The organism is Streptomyces sp. NBC_00820 (assembly GCF_036347055.1).
Taxonomy (GTDB): domain Bacteria; phylum Actinomycetota; class Actinomycetes; order Streptomycetales; family Streptomycetaceae; genus Streptomyces.
In genome coordinates this window covers 6286412-6306134 of record NZ_CP108882.1, presented here as the reverse complement: position 1 = coordinate 6306134, position 19723 = coordinate 6286412, and the positions used below count along the sequence as shown (strand labels likewise).

Sequence of the window (19723 nt, the reverse complement as noted above, 5' to 3'; positions counted from 1 at the left end):
TTACTAGGGTGGGCAGCTGCGGTACGCCTGGGCAGATATCTCGATGTCGAGATAACTCTAGTACATGGGGGCTGGATGGTCATGCCCGGACGGGTCACGGGGCCGCGGGACCGCGGGGGCCATAGGGCGCGCCGCAGGCCCGCCCTCACGTACGGAACGCCCGCGCATGCGCCCACACATGCGCCCACCCATGCGCGCCCGCCACGCACGCCCACGCGGGGCACCAGGCGGGGTCCACGTCCACGTGCAACACCACTACCCGCCACGCAGGCCCGCGCGGGACACCTGGCGCGGACAGCGGCACCGCAGCCGGCATGGCAGGCATGACGGGCATGGCAGGCATGACGGGCAACGACACCCCTTCCGGCGGCCACTCTCGAGCCGCACCCCTTCTCCACCTTCACCCGGACGCACGAAAGAGTTGCCACTCATACCGGTGAATGTTGAGCCAAAGCGGAAGAGTGAACCATTGAAGGACGAATCCGGCAAGATGTAGCAACACCCCGCAAAACCGCAGGTCACTGACGTGCCGTCACCCGAATGGACCCCCCGGGAGGCGCCATCTCATATCTGAGATAGCCTCAACCTCATGTCAGACGACTACCTCGTACGCATCGGCAAGCTCATCCGTGACGCCCGGCAGCACCGGGGCTGGACACAGACGCAGCTCGCGGAGGCGTTGGGCACCAGCCAGAGCGCCGTCAACCGGATCGAACGCGGGAACCAGAACATCAGCCTTGAGATGATCGCCCGAATCGGCGAAGCCCTGGACAGCGAGATCGTGTCGCTGGGCTACGCGGGCCCGATGCATCTCCGGGTCGTCGGCGGCCGTCGGCTGTCCGGCGCGATCGACGTCAAGACCAGCAAGAACGCGTGCGTGGCCCTGCTGTGCGCGTCGCTGCTGAACAAGGGGCGCACGGTGCTGCGCCGGGTGGCGCGGATCGAGGAGGTGTACCGCCTGCTGGAGGTGCTCAGCTCCATCGGCGTGCGCACCCGCTGGATCAACGACGGCGTGGACCTGGAGCTGGTCCCGCCGGCCGAGCTGGAGATGGCCGCGATCGACGCGGAGGCGGCCGTCCGCACCCGCTCGATCATCATGTTCCTCGGCCCGCTGCTGCACCGCATGGACCGCTTCATGCTTCCCTACGCGGGCGGCTGCGACCTCGGCACGCGGACCATCGAGCCGCACATGATCGCACTGCGCCGCTTCGGCCTCGACATCGCGGCCACCGAGGGCCAGTACCACGCACAGGTCGACCGCACGGTCCGTCCCGACCGCCCGATCGTCCTGACCGAGCGCGGCGACACGGTGACCGAGAACGCGCTGCTCGCGGCCGCCCGCCACGACGGCGTCACCGTCATCCGCAACGCCTCCTCCAACTACATGGTCCAGGACCTGTGCTTCTTCCTGGAGACCCTGGGCGTACGGGTCGAGGGCATCGGCACCACCACGCTGACCGTGCACGGTGTGCCGAACATCGACGTCGACGTCGACTACTCCCCCTCCGAGGACCCGGTCGAGGCGATGAGCCTGGTCGCCGCCGCCGTGGTGACCGAGTCGGAACTGACGGTCCGCCGCGTCCCCATCGAGTTCCTGGAGATCGAGCTGGCGGTCCTGGAGGAGATGGGCCTCGACCACGACCGCAGTCGCGAGTACTTCGCCGACAACGGCCGCACCCGCTTGGTCGACCTGACGGTCCGCCCCTCCAAGCTGGAGGCGCCGATCGACAAGATCCACCCGATGCCGTTCCCCGGCCTCAACATCGACAACGTCCCCTTCTTCGCGGCCATCGCGGCCGTCGCACAGGGCCAGACCCTGATCCACGACTGGGTCTACGACAACCGCGCGATCTACCTCACGGACCTCAACCGCCTGGGCGGCAGGCTCCAGTTGCTCGACCCGCACCGGGTCCTGGTCGAGGGCCCGACCCGCTGGCGCGCGGCCGAGATGATGTGCCCGCCGGCCCTGCGCCCCGCGGTCGTCGTCCTGCTGGCGATGATGGCGGCCGAGGGCACGTCCGTGCTGCGCAACGTCTACGTCATCAACCGCGGCTACGAGGACCTCGCCGAGCGCCTGAACTCGATCGGGGCGCAGATCGAGATCTTCCGGGACATCTGATCGGCGTGGTGTCGTGCCCCTTGGAGGCAAGGGGCACGACACTTCAACATGCCAGCTGACCTGCGGAAACTCGCCTTCACGACTCTTCATTGATCACTGTTGCTTTTCAGCACCTTGTGCAACGCACGTGCAAGATGATCTTGAATGACTGACGATACGTCAGAGCTGTCTGAGTATCCGTCAGCCATCACGGAGGGTTGTTGCCGAAGTGGCCTCGCATGTCCGACGTCGGCCGTGTCACGCCGACCGCGTCTGGTCGACCATCGGCACCCACGTCGAAGACCCGGCAAGCCACACCGGTAACCATCACGGTGCTACGCGACGACCGCTGCCGATGGACGCCGCTGCTCGTCACGATGCCTACAGAGAGAACATCCGCCCGCCTGGGCCGGATTGTGCACGCGTGACGCGGTCGGACCATTTCACGACGAGCAGAACGACCTGGCCGACGGCGAGGAACACAAATCCCATGACGAGCCAGCCCCGCGTGCCCAAGCCGAGGCAGACCAGGCCGAGCAGCGGCGGGCCGATGGCGCCGGACAGGCCTTGGCCGATGGCGAACAGACCCGAGTACTGGCCCTGTGCGTGCTCCGGGGCAAGGCCGAAGGACAGCTCGAACGAAGCGGCGGTGCGCCAAAATTAGCCCACGGTGAGGACGACCACGCCGAGCACGACGACAGCCACCGCAAGCCATCCGGGCGCGCCGCCCGCCGACCCGATGAGAGCACTGGCGACGAGGAACGCCGCCCCCGCGCGGCGCGCTGTCCGGCCGGCCGACGCGTTGTTGTCGATGCCTCGGCTGACCCGCACCTGCAGGCAGACCACGAGGGCGGTGTTGACCGCCACGCTCGCGCCGACGAACCAGCGCGGCGCCGCGGTGTGCCCGATGATCCACAGCGGACTTGTGGCGTCCGCCGCCCTCGATGTGGATCGTCTCGCCGGAGACGAAGCCCGCACCCAGGAGCCACATCACCGCGTCGACGACGTCATCGGCCTCGCCGTGGCGTCCGGCGAAGGTCCGATGCGCGCTCTTGCTCAGCAGGGCGGCCTTCTTGTCACCCAGGCGATCCCATGCGCCCGAGTCCACGACACCGGGCGAGACGGCATTGACCCATACCGACGCCAGATCCGCCGCCAGGTGGCGCGCGGCGTACTCGACCGCCCGTTCGTGACGCCCTTGACGAGCGATCCCGGCCCAGGTCGCCAGCCGACCACGCCGGAGAACAGCACCATCGACCCGGTCGGCCGCAGGATCGACGCGAAGTGCTTGGCCACAAGCATCGGACCGACCGCCTTCGCCGTGAACGCGGCCAGCAGCTTCTCGCGGTCCAGCCCGGTCGCACGGACGTCGTGCGGCGCCGAACTTGGTCGATTCAGCCCTTCAGCCCTTCCGTCGCGGCCGCGAGCGTCGACTCCTCGGGCTACCGCCAGGAGGACTCCACACCACGCACCGCCCGCGCGCCCCGCGTGCCCATTGGCCATTCGAAGAACGTCGATGCCCGAACGCGACCGGCCTGCCCCACATCCCCCAGCAGCGATGGCGCCCCATCAAGAAGCAAGCTGCCTGTCGCCAATGTGTAGACACCACCAACAGGTCTACTTAAGTTGAGTCTTGACACACCAAGGGATCAAGGGGGCAAAACATGGCGCCCCCATGTGCCCAGCAAGAATCCGGCGGATTCACCTGCACCGGCATCGACTCCGTGAGGAGCGGCCGCTTCGAACGGCATCGCCACCAACTGGCCATGCAACAGCGGTTTGCTGTGAGTCGATGCGCCGGCAGGACCTCGGGCGGCGAACCCGGAACCGCTCGCTCGCGCACGAAGGGGGATGCCATGGAGCCACGCGGCTACCGCATGGTCATATCGACGGAACAGGACTACGTCGCCGCTTGCGCGGTGGTGGAGCAGCAGCTGGTTGCGTGGTTGCGGAGCAAACGGTACGACACCTCGGCATTCGAAGAAGGGCGTACGGAGATCGCGCCCGGAGTCACCCTCGACCGGGACTTCGCCTCCGGTCAGCGCGGGGCCTACAGCCGATGGCGGATGCGAGAAACCGGTGACCCCGCCGGCCCGTGGCAGTCCACCCTCGTCGTCCGCTCGGAGCCGCAGCCGGACCAGGGGCTCACCTGGGTCCAGGTCGAAGTGGAGCACCTCCCCACGGGCGTCGGCGCGTTGCCGAAGTGGACGAAGAAGCCGAACATCGTGCAACTCCTGCTCGACTCCCTCGAAGCCCGTGACGGCCTCGCCGAGGTCAGGGCGAAACCCTTCTTCATCGAGGCTGCCGACGTCAACGAGGTGCTGGAAGAGCTGTGCGATCCGCAGCGCAGGATGCCTGTGGTCGTGGCCACCGTTCCTTACGGCACCGACGCCGATGCCTGGGCCGAGTCCACTGTCGAGCCGCTGTTCCAATACCTGACCGGACTCGCGATCCTCTACGTTCTCGCCCCGGAGGCTCAGGCCGCGTTCAATGCGGCTATGGAGTTCCACCCGGTGTTCGGCGGCGGTGTGCGCACCTACCTGCCGGGCCTTGATCCCGCCTGGAAGGCGGACGGTCAGCGCCACCCGGTGATGTCCCGGCGCACCATCGAGAACGACAGGCAACATGCCGCACGCATCCTCGCGACCCTTCCCCAGCGGCTCGCACTGCGCCAGCCCTTGCCCGCCGCTCTGAACCGCCTGCCGCTCCAGCGCTCCCGCCCTCTCCCCTCCTCCGGTGCCGGCCGGCTGCGCGAGGAGAACGTCACTTTGCGCACGCTGCTCGACGAGGCTGAGCAGGCGGAGTCCCGGCGTGTCCAGGAAGTCAACGACCTCTACGCGGAACTGGACAAGGCCGAGCACGGCGGCGACGAACTCCGGGGCGAGAACCAGGAGCTGTACGAGAAGGCACAGGAGTCGCAGCGCCTGATCCGCTTCTTGCGGGAAGAACTCAAGGCCGCCGGAGCACACGCCGCCGCGCACCTGACAGAGCCGGTCCAGAAGATCGTCTACCCGGACTCCTTCGCCGACCTTCTGGAGTGTCTGGGCGAACTGCCCCACCTCGAATTCACCGGGAACCGCAAGATCACCGCCGGCCTGGACAGTCAGTCGGTCGACAACTGGCTCCACGTCGCCTGGGACGGCCTGCTCGCCCTGAACCATTTCGCCCAGGCATCGGCGGAGGGGACGGCGGCAAGCGACTTCCGGGCCTGGTGCAACTCGGAGGCGTCCAGCGCTAATCCGTTCCCCGCGGCCAAGGTGGCGATGCGCGAGTCGGACACGGTGGCCCGCAACGCGAAACTACGCCAAGAGCGCATGCTGCCCGTTCCGAAGAGCGTCGATCCGACGGGAAGAGCCTTCATGCAGGCACATTTGAAGATCGGCGGCGGCAACACCGTCGCCCCGCGTCTGCACTTCCACGAGGACGGCCCCCGATCGGCAAAGGTCTACGTCGGCTACCTCGGCCCGCATCTGCGCAACACCCTGACCTGACGGCAGTCCGGGCTCGGACCGCCGCCACGAACCACACGCACCTCTCAGGCCCTCAAGGTCCGCCGCGAGGGCCGGACGAAGTCCTCATCCGGCTGGTCGACCACGGCTCCCAGCGCGCCGTGGCGGCCCCCGTCGCCGAAATCCTCACCGTGCCCCGTGCGGACAGTCATGCTGCCGTACGGCCCAGCATCACCGCGCCCCGGGGCCGGCCGCCGTCCCCGGCACCTGAACCGGGCCGATCGGTTTGCCGTCCTGCGCGACGAGAGAGGCCTTTCATCCGATGGTGTTCAAGCCGTGCGTGCACTTTCCGGCGCGTGACAGGCTCGCGTCTGCCGCTCACTCGGGCGGCGCATTAATCGCACACAAGCTCACAGATAGCTGTTGACGATGTCAACGCGATGACTTCATTGTTACTTGCAGCCTTTGGTGTACACTCCTGCGGGATACACCAATCCTGGATGTGACAGGCGAAACGGGGGACGGCCAGTGGGCCTGGAGACGGTCGACGAACGGTTCAGGATCACGGGGATTCTGGGGCGCGGGAACATGGGCGAGGTCCACCGGGCCGAGGACCTTCAGGCCGCCCCAGACTCCGCGCATCGCGAGGTCGCCGTCAAGACCGTGCTGCGCGGCCGTACCGGCATCGCGGTGGACGCCTCCGAATCGGGCAAGGAGATCGCCCGGTTCCGCCGCGAGGTGCGGATCATGCGCATGCTCTCCAAGGGCCACCCGAACCTCACCCTGCTGATCGACGGCGGCGTGGACCAGGCATCGGACGGCAGCGGTCTGCCCTACCTCGCCATGGAACTGCTGGACGGGAATCCGCTCGCGGACCTCATCGACGAGGAGCCCCAGCTCCCGGTCTCCTGGGCCGCCGCCGTCGGCGCTCAGATCGCCACCGGTCTCGCCGCCGCACACACCGCCGGGGTCGTCCACCGGGACCTGAAGCCGGCCAACGTGATGCTCACCCGCGACGGCACGGTCAAGATCCTCGACTTCGGCATGGGCTCGATCGTCGACGATCCCGACCAGACGCGTCTGACCAGTACGGGTGTCAGTGTCGGCACGGCCCGTTACATGGCACCCGAGCAGTTCCGCGCCGAGCGCGTGTCCGCTGCGGCCGACCTCTACGCGCTCGGCTGCGTTCTGTACGAGCTCCTGATCGGGCGCCCGCCGTTCTCCGCGAAGACCCCCTACGAGCTCTCCGAGCAGCACCAGCACGAGCAGCCGCCGCAGCTGACCCTCGTACGACCTGACCTGCCCCCGAAGCTGGTCCGGCTCGTGGAGCGTCTGCTGGAGAAGGACGCCGAGCTGAGGCCGGAGAACGCCGCCCTCGTCCGTGAGGTGCTGGTCCCGCTCGCGCTCGCGCCCGACGACACAGCCACTCTGCTCGCTCCGCACTGGCAGGTGATGGACCCGGTGGCACGGCTGCGCGCCCTGTTGCCCGAGCGTGCTGCGGCGGCGCCCGCACCTGTGCCGCGCAGGGAGCCGCGGCTGCCGGAGGCGATGGACGTCTTCGGTATCCACTCCGACCTGATCGACGAGTACGAGAGCTTCACCAAAAGCGCGACAGTGATCCGGGACGCCAGGATCGCCGGCTTCGTCGAGGACGATCTGGCGGCCAAGTCGCAGTGGCCCGACCCGTGGCTGTCGCTGAACCCCTTCTTCGCCGATGGCGGTCAGGTCACCGATCTCGTACGGGACGGGATGCTGCACCCCAGGTGCGCGGAGATCTTCCAGGCCGGGAAGAAGGAGAGTTCCGTCCGTCCCGACGGCCGGCCGCTGACCTTCCATCTGCACCAGCGGGAGGCGATCGAGGCCGCGCAGGCGGGCGACTCGTACGTGCTCACCACAGGCACCGGTTCCGGCAAGTCGCTGTCGTACATCGTCCCCATCGTGAACCAGGTACTGAAGGAGCGTCAGGCGGCGCCGGGCGCGGAGCGCCGGGTGCGGGCGATCGTCGTCTACCCGATGAACGCGCTGGCCAACTCACAGCTCATGGAGTTGGAGAAGTACCTGCGCCATGGCTTCGGAGCGGGCAACGAGCCGGTCACCTTCGCCCGTTACACCGGCCAGGAGTCGGAGGAGCAGCGCAGGGAACTGCGCAAGAACCCTCCGGACATCCTCCTGACCAACTACGTGATGCTGGAGCTGATGCTGACCCGGCCGGACGACCGGTCCAGCCTGATCCGCATGGCCGAGGGTCTGCAGTTCCTCGTCTTCGACGAACTGCACACCTACCGCGGCCGGCAGGGCGCCGACGTGGCGTTCCTGATCCGCCGGGTCCGTGAGGCCTGCCGTGCCTCGGCGACCCTGCAGTGCATCGGCACGTCGGCGACCATGTCGACGGAGGGCACCTGGGAGGACCAGCAGCGCGAAGTGGCCAAGGTCGCGGGGCGGTTGTTCGGTACGGCCGTGCTGCCGAAGCGGGTCATCGGCGAGACGCTGGTCCGGGCCACCGACGAGGCCCCTGAGACCGTGGCCGCCGAGCGGCTGCGGGTGCCGGCGGCGCCCCGCTCGTACGAGGCGCTGACCAGGGACCCGCTGGCCCGCTGGGTGGAGTCCCGGTTCGGCCTGGAGCGTGAGCCGGGCACTGGCCGGTTGCGCCGCTGTGCTCCGGGTACGGTCGAGGCGGCCGCGGCCGAGCTCTCCGCGCAGTGCGGGGTGGCCGAGGAGAGCGTGCGTGAGGCGATCCGTACGACCCTGGAGGCGGGGGCGCAGGCCAAGCATCCGGTGACCGAGCGTCCGCTGTTCGCGTTCCGGCTGCACCAGTTCCTCTCCAAGGGCGACACCGTCTTCACGACGCTGGAGGACCCGCTCACCCGGCCGCTGACGCGTACCTATCAGCTGGAGCAGCCGGACAGCGACGGCAAGCCGCTGTTCCCGCTGGCGTTCTGCCGCGAGTGCGGGCAGGAGTACCTGACCGTCTGGCGCACCGAGGAGCAGGGCACCTTCCGGTACGAGCCGCGCCGGGACACCTCCGCCTCCGGGGGCCGCGCCGGTGAGGGGTACCTGTACCTGGGCATGCCCGGCGAGGACTACGAGTGGCCGGCCGATCCGCAGAAGGCGGTCGACGACCGGCGGCTGCCCGAGTCGTGGCTGGAGCCCGACGCGCAGGGCGTGATGGTCGTCAAGAAGTCCTACCGGGTCCGGCTGCCCAAACGCGTCGTCGTGGACGCGTACGGGGAGGAGTCCGGCGAGGGGCTGGTGGCGGCGTTCGTCCCGGCGCCGTTCCTGTTCTGTGTGCACTGCCAGGTCTCCTACGAGCAGACCCGTGGCCGGGACTTCGCCAAGCTGGCGACCCTGGACCAGGAGGGGCGTTCGTCGGCGACCTCCCTGATCTCGGCGTCGATCGTGAAGTCCCTGCGGGCCGTTCCCAAGGACAGCCTCGGCAAGGAGGCGCGCAAGCTCCTCACCTTCGTCGACAACCGGCAGGACGCCTCGCTGCAGGCGGGCCACTTCAACGACTTCGCGCAGGTGACCCAGTTGCGCGGCGCCCTCTACCAGGCGGCACTGCGCACGGGTGAGGACGGGCTGCGCCACGACGACCTCGCCGAGGCCGTCACCGAGGTGATGGGGCTGGCGCCGCGCGAGTACGCGGGCGGCACGGACCTGCCTCCGTCGATGGAGCGCCGGGCCACGAAGGCGTTCCGCGACGTCGTCGGCTACCGCCTCTACCGCGACCTGGAGCGCGGCTGGCGCATCACGATGCCGAACCTGGAGCAGACGGGTCTGCTGCGCATCGACTACGAGGACCTGGAGTGGGTCGCCGCCCGGACCGACCGCTGGGAGTCCGCGCACGCCGTGCTGCGCGACGCCGACCCTGCGCTGCGTGAGGAGATCGCCCGTACGCTGCTGGACTTCATGCGGCGCGCCCTCGCCATCGACGTGCAGTACTTCCGTGACGACTTCGACACCCTGCAGCGGGCGAGCGAGGAGCGGCTGACCGGGCCATGGGTGCTGAGCGAGAGCGACCGGCCGACCGTCGGAACCGCCTATCCGTACGGTTCGAAGCCGGGCATGGAGCGCTCCGCGCTGTTCCTCTCGGCCCGCGGCAAGTTCGGCAAGTACCTCCTGCGGAACATGCCCGAACTGCGCGCCCCGGACATGTCCTTGAATGACGTCCAGTGCGTCATCGAGGACCTGCTGAAGGTACTCAAGGGCGCGGACCTGGTGCGTGAGGTGGAGGCGACCCCCGAGCGTTCCGGTCCGGCCTTCCGCCGCCGTGCGGCGGAGAAGCGCACCGGCTACCGGGTGGCGGCCTCCGCCCTGATCTGGCGGGCCGGGACCGGCGAACGGGGCACCGTCGACCCGCTGGCGCGTACGTACAACAGCGGTGAGGGACCGCGGGTCAACCCCTTCTTCCGCGACCTGTACCGCAACGCGGCGGCCGAGCTGGCCGGTCTGTTCGCGCGTGAGCACACCGCCCAGGTCACTCCCGAAGACCGGCTGGAGCGCGAGCGGGACTTCCGTTCGGCGGAGCTCCCCCTGCTCTACTGCTCGCCGACAATGGAACTGGGCGTGGACATCTCCTCGCTGAACGCCGTGCTGATGCGCAACGTGCCACCGACGCCGGCGAACTACGCGCAGCGCTCCGGCCGGGCGGGGCGTTCCGGTCAGCCCGCGCTGGTGACCACGTACTGCGCGACGGGCAACAGCCACGACCAGTACTACTTCCGCCGCTCCCAGGACATGGTGTCCGGGCAGGTGGCCCCGCCGCGTCTGGACCTCGCCAACGAGGACCTGGTCCGCTCTCATGTGCAGGGCATCTGGCTGGCGGAGACGGGCATGAAGCTGGGCACCGCGATCCCGCACATCGTCGACGTCGCCTACGACCCCGAAGGCGGCGACCGGCCCGACCCGCAGATGTCGCTGCCTCTGCTGCCCGACATCCGTGACCTGTCCCTGGACGAGGCCGCCCGGCGGCGCGCGATCGCCACGGCCCGTGCCGTCCTCGCCCCGCTGATCACGGACTTCGAGTCGACCACGTGGTGGTTCGACGAGTGGATCGAGGACCGGATCGAGAAGGCGCCCCGCAAGTTCGACGCCGCCTTCGACCGCTGGCGGGACCTGTTCCGCGCATCCGTGATCGACCAGTACGAGCAGAACAAGCGCGTCGTCGACCACACCCTCACCCCGGGCGAGCAGAGCCGGGCGCGCACCAGACGCCGTGAGGCCGAGACGCAGACGAACCTGCTGCTGAACCGCTCCGCCGACAGCAAGTCGGTGATGAGCGACTTCAACCCGTACCGCTACCTGGCCTCCGAGGGGTTCCTGCCCGGCTACAGCTTCCCCCGACTCCCCCTCGCGGCGTACATCCCGCGCTCCGGCAATCGCCGCAACGCCGACGGCGACTACCTGCAGCGGCCCCGCTTCCTCGCGATCCGCGAGTTCGGCCCGGGTGCGCTCATCTATCACGAGGGCGCCCGCTACCAGGTGACCCGGGTCCAGCTGCCGCCGGACGCCTCGGGCGACCTGGCGACCGCGGAGGCCCGGCGCTGCGACGGCTGCGGCTACCACTACGACGTCAAGGTGGGCACCGACATCTGCAAGATGTGCGGGGAGCCTCTGAGCAGCAAGCGGACCGGCCTGCTCCACCTGCACACCGTGTACACCACGCCGCGTGAGCGGATCTCCTCCGACGAGGAGGAGCGCCGCAGGGCCGGGTTCCGGCTGGAGACGTCGTACGCCTTCCAGGACCACGGTGCCCGCAAGGGACGTCTCACCTCGCACGTCACGGACGCCGAGGGTGCCCCCGTGATGGACCTGGACTACGGCGACTCGGCGACCGTACGCATCACCAACCTCGGCCGGGTCCGTGACAAGCAGGGCGAGCAGGACGGCTACTGGCTGGACCTCGGCGACGGCCGCTGGCTCAACGACCGGGCCGCCGCGGACGCCATCGAGGGCACCGGCATGCCGGTGGTCGACGAGGACGGGAACGAGAAGCGCCGCAAGAAGCGGGTCCTGCCGTATGTGCAGGACCGCCGCAACATCCTGGTGGTGACCCTTGACGAGCCGCAGCCCGAGCCGGTGGCCCTGTCGTTCCTGTACGCGCTGGAGCGGGGCATCGAGGCGGCGTTCGAGCTGGAGGACTCCGAGCTGACGGCGGAACTGCTGCCGCCGGACGACGGCCCGCGCCGCCGCATTCTGTTCACGGAGGCCGCCGAGGGCGGCGCCGGTGTGCTGCGCCGGATCCAGCATGACAAGGGCGCCCTGGCCAAGGCCGCCCGCACGGCCCTGGAGATCTGCCACTTCGATCCCAAGACGGGCAAGGACCTGGGCGGACCGACTTACGACGAGAATTGCGCCCACGAGAAGTGCGCCTGCGAGAAGTGCGCCCGCGGCTGCTACGCCTGCCTGCTGACGTACGGGAACCAGGGGCACCACCGCAAGCTGAGCCGGCACGCCGCCCACCCGCTGCTGATGCGGCTGGCCGACGCCCGTACCGAGCGGGAGGACCGCGGCGAGTCCCGCAGCGAGCTCTTCCACCGCCTCGCGCCGGCGGCCGGAAGCGGAAGCGCTGCGCAGGACGCCCATGAGGCGCCCGCGCCCGGCGTTACCCCGGTGATCCTGCCGTCGCCGCTGGAGGCGGATCTGGCGGCCCTGGTGGCGAGCGGTGACCTGCTCGGCTGGCTGAGGGCGAAGGGCTACCGGCTCCCCGACGAGGTCGCCGTCCTCGTCCCGGAAGCCGGTGCCTGTCCCGACCTGGTCTTCCGCCTGGACGGCGCCAACCTCGCCGTGTTCGTCGACCTTCCCGGCAAGCCGGCCGACTCCACCCGTGACGTCGAGGCGGGGTACCGCCTGGAAGACGCCGGCTGGGACGTCCTGCGCTTCCCCACGGACGCGGACTGGGACGCCATCGCAGACCACAACGCCGCCTACTTCCATACCCGTTGAAGGCCCGCCCGCCCTTCCTTCCCGACCTCAAGGAACCGAGACACTTCATGAGCCTGACGTACACGGCCGGTTCGCTGGTGGCCGCCCGCGGTCGCGAATGGGTGGTGCTGCCCGAGAGCGCCCCGGACATGCTGGTCCTGCGGCCGCTGGGCGGGAGCGAGGACGACGTCGCGGCCGTCTTCCCGGCGTTCGAGGAGGTGCGTCCCGCCGAGTTCGCGGCGCCGAACGCGGCCGACCTCGGCGACCAGCGCGCGGCCGGCCTGCTGCGTACCGCGCTGCGCATCGGGTTCCGCTCGGGCGCGGGCCCGTTCCGCTCGCTGGCCTCGATCGCCGTGGAGCCCCGCGCCTACCAGCTGGTGCCGCTGCTGATGGCGCTGCGTCAGCGCACTGTGCGGCTGCTGATCTCGGACGACGTCGGCATCGGCAAGACGGTGGAGGCGGGCCTGATCGCCAAGGAGCTGCTCGCGCAGGGCGAGGCGCGGCGGCTGGCCGTGCTGTGCTCGCCGGCGCTGGCCGAACAGTGGCAGGGCGAACTGCGGGAGAAGTTCGGCATCGACGCCGAACTGGTCCTGGCCTCCACCGTGTCGCGCCTGGAGCGCGGCCTGGAGCTGGGCCAGTCCCTGTTCGACAAGCACCCGTTCACGATCATCTCGACGGACTTCATCAAGTCCACCCGCCACCGCGAGGACTTCGTACGGCACTGCCCCGACCTGGTGATCGTCGACGAGGCGCACTCCTGTGTCGCCGCCGACGACCCCTCCCAGGGTTCCACGTCCTCCGCCTCGAACCAGCTCCGCTACGAACTGCTGCGGAAGGTCTCCGCCGACCCGGACCGCCACCTGCTGCTGCTGACCGCGACCCCGCACTCCGGCAAGGAGTCCGCGTTCCGGAATCTTCTCGGCCTGGTACGGCTCGAGTTGGCGACCCTGGACCTGGACTCGCCGGCGGGCCGCGCGAAGCTCGCCGATCACTTCGTGGCCCGTAAGCGCGCCGACGTCCGCGAGTACCTCACCAAGGAGGACGGCCTCGCCGACGATTCCCTGGCCGAGCGGACTGCCTTCCCGTCCGACCGCAAGACGAAGGACGAGCCGTACAAGCTGGCTCCCGCCTACCGGGCTCTGCTGGACGACGCGATCGCCTATGCCAGGGACCGCGTCGAGGCGGCCGGCGAGCAGGGCAAGCGGGAGGCCCGTGTCGCCTGGTGGTCGGTGATCGCGCTGCTGCGCTCGATGGTCTCCTCGCCCGCCGCCGCCGCGCAGACCCTGAAGACGCGTTCCGAGTCCGCCGCCGCCCGCACCGCGCAGGAGGCGGACGCCCTCGGCCGCACGGTGGCATCCGACTCCGCGGAGGACAGTCGGCTGGAGGGCATCGACGTCGCTCCGGGCGCCGCCGAGACGGAGGCCGCCGGAGCGAGGCTGCTCGAACTCGCCGAGCGGGCAGGGCAGTTGGCCGGTCCGGCCGACGACGCAAAGCTGAAGGCGCTGACCCGGCACCTGAAGAGCCTGATCGCCGAGGGCTACCACCCGATCGTCTTCTGCCGCTACATCCCCACGGCCGAGTACCTGGCCGAGCAGTTGGAAGGCAAGCTCGGCAAGAAGACGAAGATCGCCGCCGTCACCGGCACGCTCTCCCCGCAGCAGCGTCTGGAACGTATCGAGCAACTTGCCGCCGAGGCGGCCGAAGAGGCCGACGACCCGGCCGTCCGCCGCGTCCTGATCGCCACCGACTGCCTCTCCGAAGGCGTCAACCTCCAGCACCACTTCGACGCCGTCGTCCATTACGACCTGGCGTGGAACCCGACCCGCCACGACCAGCGCGAGGGCCGCGTCGACCGCTACGGGCAGAAGCGCGACCAGGTGCGGGTCATCACCATGTTCGGTGAGGACAACGGCATCGACGGCAAGGTCCTGGAGGTGCTGTTCAAGAAGCACCGGCAGATCAAGAAGGACCTGGGCATCTCCGTCTCCGTCCCCGACGAGACCACCTCCGGTGTCACCGACGCCGTCGTGGAGTGGCTGCTGCTGCACGGCCGGCAGGGCAGCCAGGACAGCCTGTTCGAATTCGACGGACACCAGGAGTCCTTCGACCGTATCGAGCGCGAGTGGAACTCGGCCGCCGAGCGGGAGAAGACCTCCCGCTCCAAGTACGCCCAGCGCGCCATCCACCCGGAGGAGGTGGCCCGCGAGGTCGCCGCCGTACGGGCCGCGCTCGGCGGCGCCGAGGAGGTCCGCGGTTTCGCCCTGGAGGCGCTGCGCGACCTGGACGCGATGGTCCGCACTGCGACATTCACTGGGCGCGACGGCGGTGACTTCACCGCCCAGGTCGGCGGCACCCCGGCCGGCCTGCGTGACGCGCTGGCCACCACACTCGGCAACCGGCTCGTCGAGGAGGACCGCGAGATCCCGTTCCGCGCCACTCCGGCGATCGCCCGCGGCGAAGCCGCCCTGGTCCGCACCGACCCGGTGATCGGCGCCGTCGCCTCGTACGTCCTGGACTCGGCGCTGGACGCGAACACCCCCGGCCCCCGCCCGGCCCGCCGCTGCGGTGTGGTCACCACGGACGCGGTCACCACCCGCACCACGCTCCTCCTGGTCCGCTACCGCTTCCACCTCACCCTGCCCTCCCGCACCGGCGAGCGGCAGCTCGTCGCCGAGGACGCCCGCCTGCTCGCCTTCGAGGGCATGCCGGCACGCGCCCGCTGGCTGGACGACGACGCGGCCGCGGCCCTCCTCGCGGCCCAGGCGAGCGCCAACACCCACGAGCAGGCCGCCCACAACGCCATCTCCCGTGTCCTGGACGGCCTGCCGGACCTCACCGGGCACCTCACCGAGCACGGCACCCGCCTGGCCGCCGAACTCGACGCCTCGCACCGCCGCGTCCGCAAGGCCAACGAGGAGATCGTCCGCGGTCTGAAGGTCGTCCCGCAGGAGCCTGCCGACGTCCTCGGCGTGTACGTCTACCTGCCGCAGCAGGCGGCTCCCGCCGTCTCCCCCGCGACCTCCGCCGCCACTGCCGCCCCCGCCGCGTCCGGAGCCGAAGCCTGATGTCCGCCGCCACCCGCACCGCCCTGGCCTTCACCGCCGTCACCACGGTCGGCGGACTGCTCCCCGCCGACATGCTGCTGCGCATCGCCGAGGCGCGGAACCTGCCGGGCACCAAGCCCGCCGACTACGGCCTTCCCGCCTCCGTCCCCGTACGCGACGAGGCCGAACGCGCCTGGGAGTACCTCAAGCCGCTCTGGCGCGACCTGCGTACCGCCCTGCCCGCAGACCCGGCGACCGGAGCCCCCGCCGCCGACCCCACCGGCCGCGCCGGCAACGACTGGCTCGCCCAGCTCTTCCGCAAGCTGGACTTCGGCGCGCTGACAGAGGTCGGCACGGCGGGCATCCCGGCCGACTCGGACCCGGAGAAGCGGTTCCTCGTCTCCCACCGCCACGGCCCGGCCCTGATCCATCAGATCCCCTGGAACCAGGAACTCGACAAGCGCCCGGCCCCCGGCCAGGTCCCCGCGCAGTCCATGCTCCAGGACTGCCTCAACCGCACCGAGGCCCACCTGTGGGCTGTCCTCACCAACGGCCGCACCCTGCGCCTGCTCCGCGACTCCTCGTCCTTCGCTACGGCCGCGTACGTCGAGTTCGACCTGGAAGCCATCTTCGACGGCGAACTGTTCAGCGAGTTCGTCCTGCTGTACTGCCTGCTCCACGCGTCACGGTTCACGGTGGCGGAGGGGGCGGCGGCTTCGGGGTGCTGGCTGGAGAGGTGGCGTGCGGAGGCGGTCACTTCGGGGGCGCGCGCCTTGGACCAGCTCCGCCTAGGCGTGCAGAACGCCCTTACCGTCCTCGGCACCGGCTTCCTGCGCCACCCGGACAACGCCCGGCTGCGCGAGAACACCGACCCGAAGGCGCTCCGGGACGCCCTGCTGCGCCTCGTCTACCGCCTGCTGTTCGTGTTCGTCGCCGAGGACCGTGAAGCCCTGCTCGACCCGCAGGTCGGTGAGCAGCAACGGACCGCGTACGAATGGTACTTCTCGTCGACCCGGCTGCGCGAGCGCGCCCGCCGCCGGCAGGGCACGGCGCACGGCGACCAGTACGAGGCACTGCGTCTCGTCCTCGCCGCCCTCGGCACGGAGGGCGGTCGCCCCGAGCTCGGCCTGCCCGGCCTCGGCGGCCTGTTCTCCCACACGGACACGGACACCCCGCTGGATGGCCTGAAGCTGTCCAACGAGTCCCTGCTCGCCGCCGTACGCCACCTCGCCCAGGTCCGCGACCCGGGCGCCCGCCGCTGGCGCCCCGTCGACTACCGCCACCTCGACGCCGAGGAACTGGGCTCGGTCTACGAGTCGCTGCTGGAGCTGGAGCCGAAGCACTCCGCGACCGACCGCAGCTTCGAGCTGATCGAGGTCGCGGGCAACACCCGCAAGACGACGGGCAGTTACTACACCCCGTCCTCGCTCATCGAGTGCCTGCTGGACACGACTCTCGACCCGGTGATAGACGATGCCGTCAAGCGTGGCGAACAGCGCGCCACCGAGGCCGGCCACCCCGACCCGGCCGAGGACATCGTCGACGAGCTGCTGTCCCTGACGGTGTGCGACCCCGCCTGTGGCTCCGGCCACTTCCTCGTCGCCTCGGCCCGCCGCATCGCCAAGCGCGTGGCGTCGGTGCGTGAGCGCAACCCGGAGCCGACGGTCGACGCCGTGCGTCACGCCCTGCACGAGGTCGTCGCCCGCTGCATCTACGGCGTCGACCTCAACCCGATGGCCGTGGAGCTGGCCAAGGTCTCCCTATGGCTGGAGGCCATGGAACCGGGCAAGCCCCTCGGCTTCCTCGACGCCCATGTCAAGCGCGGCAACGGCCTGATCGGCGCGACCCCGAAGCTGCTGGCCGACGGCGTTCCGGACGACGCGTTCAAGCCGATCGAGGGCGACGACAAGAAGTACGCCTCGGCCCTCGTCAAGCGGAACAAGGCCCAGCGCGGCGGCCAGGACGAGCTGCTGTTCGATACGGACACGCTGCCCGGCAACGACGCCTACGCCACCGAACTGGCCCGCATCACCACCGCACGCGCCGACTCCCTGCGGGACGTCCACGCCCAGGAACGCGCCTACCGCGAGCACATCGGGTCCAGCACCTACGTCCAGGACCTGCACGCGGCCGACGCCTGGTGCGCGGCGTTCGTCTGGCCGAAGCACGAGGGGGCACCGGAGGCGCCGACCGACCAGGTGTTCCGGGCGCTGCGTGGACGTGACCAGTCGGCTGTTCCGGATGCCACGCATGCGGAGATTCTGCGACTTCGGGATCAATACAGCTTCTTCCACTGGCACTTGGAGTTTCCGGAGGTCTTCTCCGTTCCGGAGTCGGGCGTCGGGGTTCAGCGGGGGACGGGCTGGACAGGTGGCTTCGACGCAGTTGTGGGCAACCCTCCGTGGGATCAAGTTCAGGTAGACGCACGCGAGTTCTTTGCAGCAAAACGAGTGGACATCGCTGAAGCAGCGAACATGACGGTCCGCAACAAGAAGATCAACCTGCTGGCTACAGAGGACCCCGAGCTGTACGCAAGTTTCAAGGAGGAACAGCGCAAGAACGACGGGTTCAAGCATTTCGCGCACACCTCTGAGCGGTTCCCGCTGACAGCCTTTGGGCGACTCAATACGTACTCACTCTTCGCGGAACATGCTCGCACCGCCATGGCCACTCGAGGGCGTAGCGGTCAGATTGTGCCCTCGGGCATCGCCACGGACTCCTTCAACCAATACTTCTTCAAGGACCTGGTCACCCAGGGCCATCTGGTCGCGGTGTATGGCTTCGAGAACGAGGAGAAGGTCTTCCCCGGCGTCCATCACAGCGTGAACTTCGCCCTGTTCTGCATGGCTGGCTCCGGCTCCACCGAAGCCCCGATCTCTATCGCCTTCCGGGTCCGCCAGGTCGAGCACATCACCAACCGCGCCTATACCTTGACCGGCCGCGACATCCAGATCCTCAACCCGAACACCGGCACCTGCCCTGTCTTCCGCTCCCGCCGCGACATGGAGATCACACTGGGCATCTACCGACGCGTCCCGGTGCTACTCAAGGAAGGCGCTACGGACGGCAACCCGTGGGGCGTGAAGTTCCAGCTCATGATCATGATGAACACGGATTCGGACAAGTTCCGCACCCGTGAAGACCTCATCGCCGATGGCTGGCGCCTGGAAGGCAACACCTTTGTCAAGGCTGGAGCGCACATGCTCCCGCTGTACGAGGCGAAGATGCTTCACCACTACGACCACCGCTTCTCGACGTACGAGAACGCAACCGAGAAGCAGCTCGCCGTCGGCACCCTCCCCCGCTTCACCATGGAACAGCACCAGGACCCAACGGCCGTCCCGCTACCCCGCTACTGGGTCCCTGAACAGGACACCCCCACAGGCGAGTTCGACAAGTCCGGCCAGGAGATCAAGGCCCCGGGCGTCCGCAGCCGCCTGGCGGCGAAGGGGTGGGACCGGGAGTGGGTGATGGGCTGGCGCGACGTCTGCCGCGCAAGCGACGAGCGCACGGTGATCTGCTCCGTCGCCCCTGCCCACGGCTTCGGACACAAGTTCCTTCTCGCCCTCTCTCCGTATGCAGCGCTGCTGTCCGCACTTTGGGCCTCCTTCGTCTTCGACTACTCAGCCCGGCAGTCCATCGGCGGCACATCGATGAGCTTCTTCGTGGTACGCCAGCTGCCGGTCCCCACCCCCGATACGCTCGCCCCCCACGCCCCCTTCATCACCCCCCGCCTCCTCGAACTCACATACACCTCATATGACATGACCCCCTTCGCCCGCGACCTCGGCGACACAGGCACCCCCTTCCGCTGGGACCCCGCCCGTCGTGCCGTAATCCGAGCCGAGCTGGACGCCCTCTTCTTCCACCTCTACGGCATCGACCGCGACGACACCGCCTACATCCTCGACACCTTCAACGTCACCCGCGACAACGACATGAAGGCACACGGCGAGTACCGCACCAAGAACCTGATCCTCGCCGAGTACGACCGCATGGCCGCCGCCGGCCTGAGCCTGGAGACCCCGCTGACCGAGGGCGAGTCCGGCACCTACCGCTCGACCCTCACGCCGCCGCCCGGTCAAGGCCCCCGCCACGGCTGATCCGCTCCCTGGGGTGGTTGCAACTGCGGCCACCCCAGGAAGTGTCACGTCGCCTTCGGGTATCCCCCTGCGATTTCACCCACGTATCGACACGTAGGACGTGGGCCC

General features: G+C 69.3%; 6 protein-coding genes and 1 pseudogene. 5 read left to right on the top strand and 2 right to left on the bottom strand.

Annotation, left to right across the window (positions count from 1 at the left end; genetic code table 11):
- Nucleotides 1–589: 589 nt before the first annotated feature.
- Nucleotides 590–2119, top strand: coding sequence for a helix-turn-helix domain-containing protein (locus OIB37_RS28280; RefSeq protein ID WP_330460433.1), 1530 nt, complete (start codon nt 590–592; stop codon nt 2117–2119).
- A gap of 639 nt (nt 2120–2758) precedes the next feature.
- Here OIB37_RS28280 and OIB37_RS28275 read toward each other — a convergent pair.
- Both OIB37_RS28275 and OIB37_RS28270 read right to left on the bottom strand, forming a co-directional pair.
- Nucleotides 2759–3076, bottom strand: a complete 318-nt coding sequence (locus OIB37_RS28275; protein ID WP_330460432.1) for a hypothetical protein — start codon at nt 3074–3076, stop codon at nt 2759–2761.
- A gap of 16 nt (nt 3077–3092) precedes the next feature.
- Nucleotides 3093–3308 (bottom strand): annotated as a pseudogene (locus OIB37_RS28270) (SDR family oxidoreductase); the annotation flags it as partial.
- A 646-nt stretch (nt 3309–3954) separates the two neighbouring features.
- Here OIB37_RS28270 and OIB37_RS28265 point away from each other — a divergent pair.
- The 4 genes from OIB37_RS28265 (at nt 3955) to OIB37_RS28250 (ending at nt 19615) form a co-directional block, all read left to right on the top strand.
- Nucleotides 3955–5589, top strand: a complete 1635-nt coding sequence (locus OIB37_RS28265) for a hypothetical protein (RefSeq protein ID WP_330460431.1) — start codon at nt 3955–3957, stop codon at nt 5587–5589.
- A gap of 486 nt (nt 5590–6075) precedes the next feature.
- Nucleotides 6076–12489: a protein kinase domain-containing protein gene (locus OIB37_RS28260; protein WP_330460430.1), complete on the top strand. Its 6414-nt coding sequence runs from the start codon at nt 6076–6078 to the stop codon at nt 12487–12489.
- A 47-nt stretch (nt 12490–12536) separates the two neighbouring features.
- Nucleotides 12537–15533, top strand: a complete 2997-nt coding sequence (locus tag OIB37_RS28255; RefSeq protein WP_330460429.1) for a DEAD/DEAH box helicase — start codon at nt 12537–12539, stop codon at nt 15531–15533.
- Nucleotides 15533–19615: an Eco57I restriction-modification methylase domain-containing protein gene (locus tag OIB37_RS28250; protein ID WP_330460428.1), complete on the top strand. Its 4083-nt coding sequence runs from the start codon at nt 15533–15535 to the stop codon at nt 19613–19615. Before OIB37_RS28255 ends, OIB37_RS28250 begins: the two co-directional genes overlap by 1 nt.
- Nucleotides 19616–19723: the final 108 nt, after the last annotated feature.

Coding starts and splice junctions, on each gene's coding strand:
- OIB37_RS28255 (WP_330460429.1), top strand. CDS start 12,537: ATGAGCCTGACGTACACGGCCGGTTCGCTGGTGGCCGCCCGCGGTCGC.
- OIB37_RS28250 (WP_330460428.1), top strand. CDS start 15,533: ATGTCCGCCGCCACCCGCACCGCCCTGGCCTTCACCGCCGTCACCACG.
- OIB37_RS28280 (WP_330460433.1), top strand. CDS start 590: ATGTCAGACGACTACCTCGTACGCATCGGCAAGCTCATCCGTGACGCC.
- OIB37_RS28265 (WP_330460431.1), top strand. CDS start 3,955: ATGGAGCCACGCGGCTACCGCATGGTCATATCGACGGAACAGGACTAC.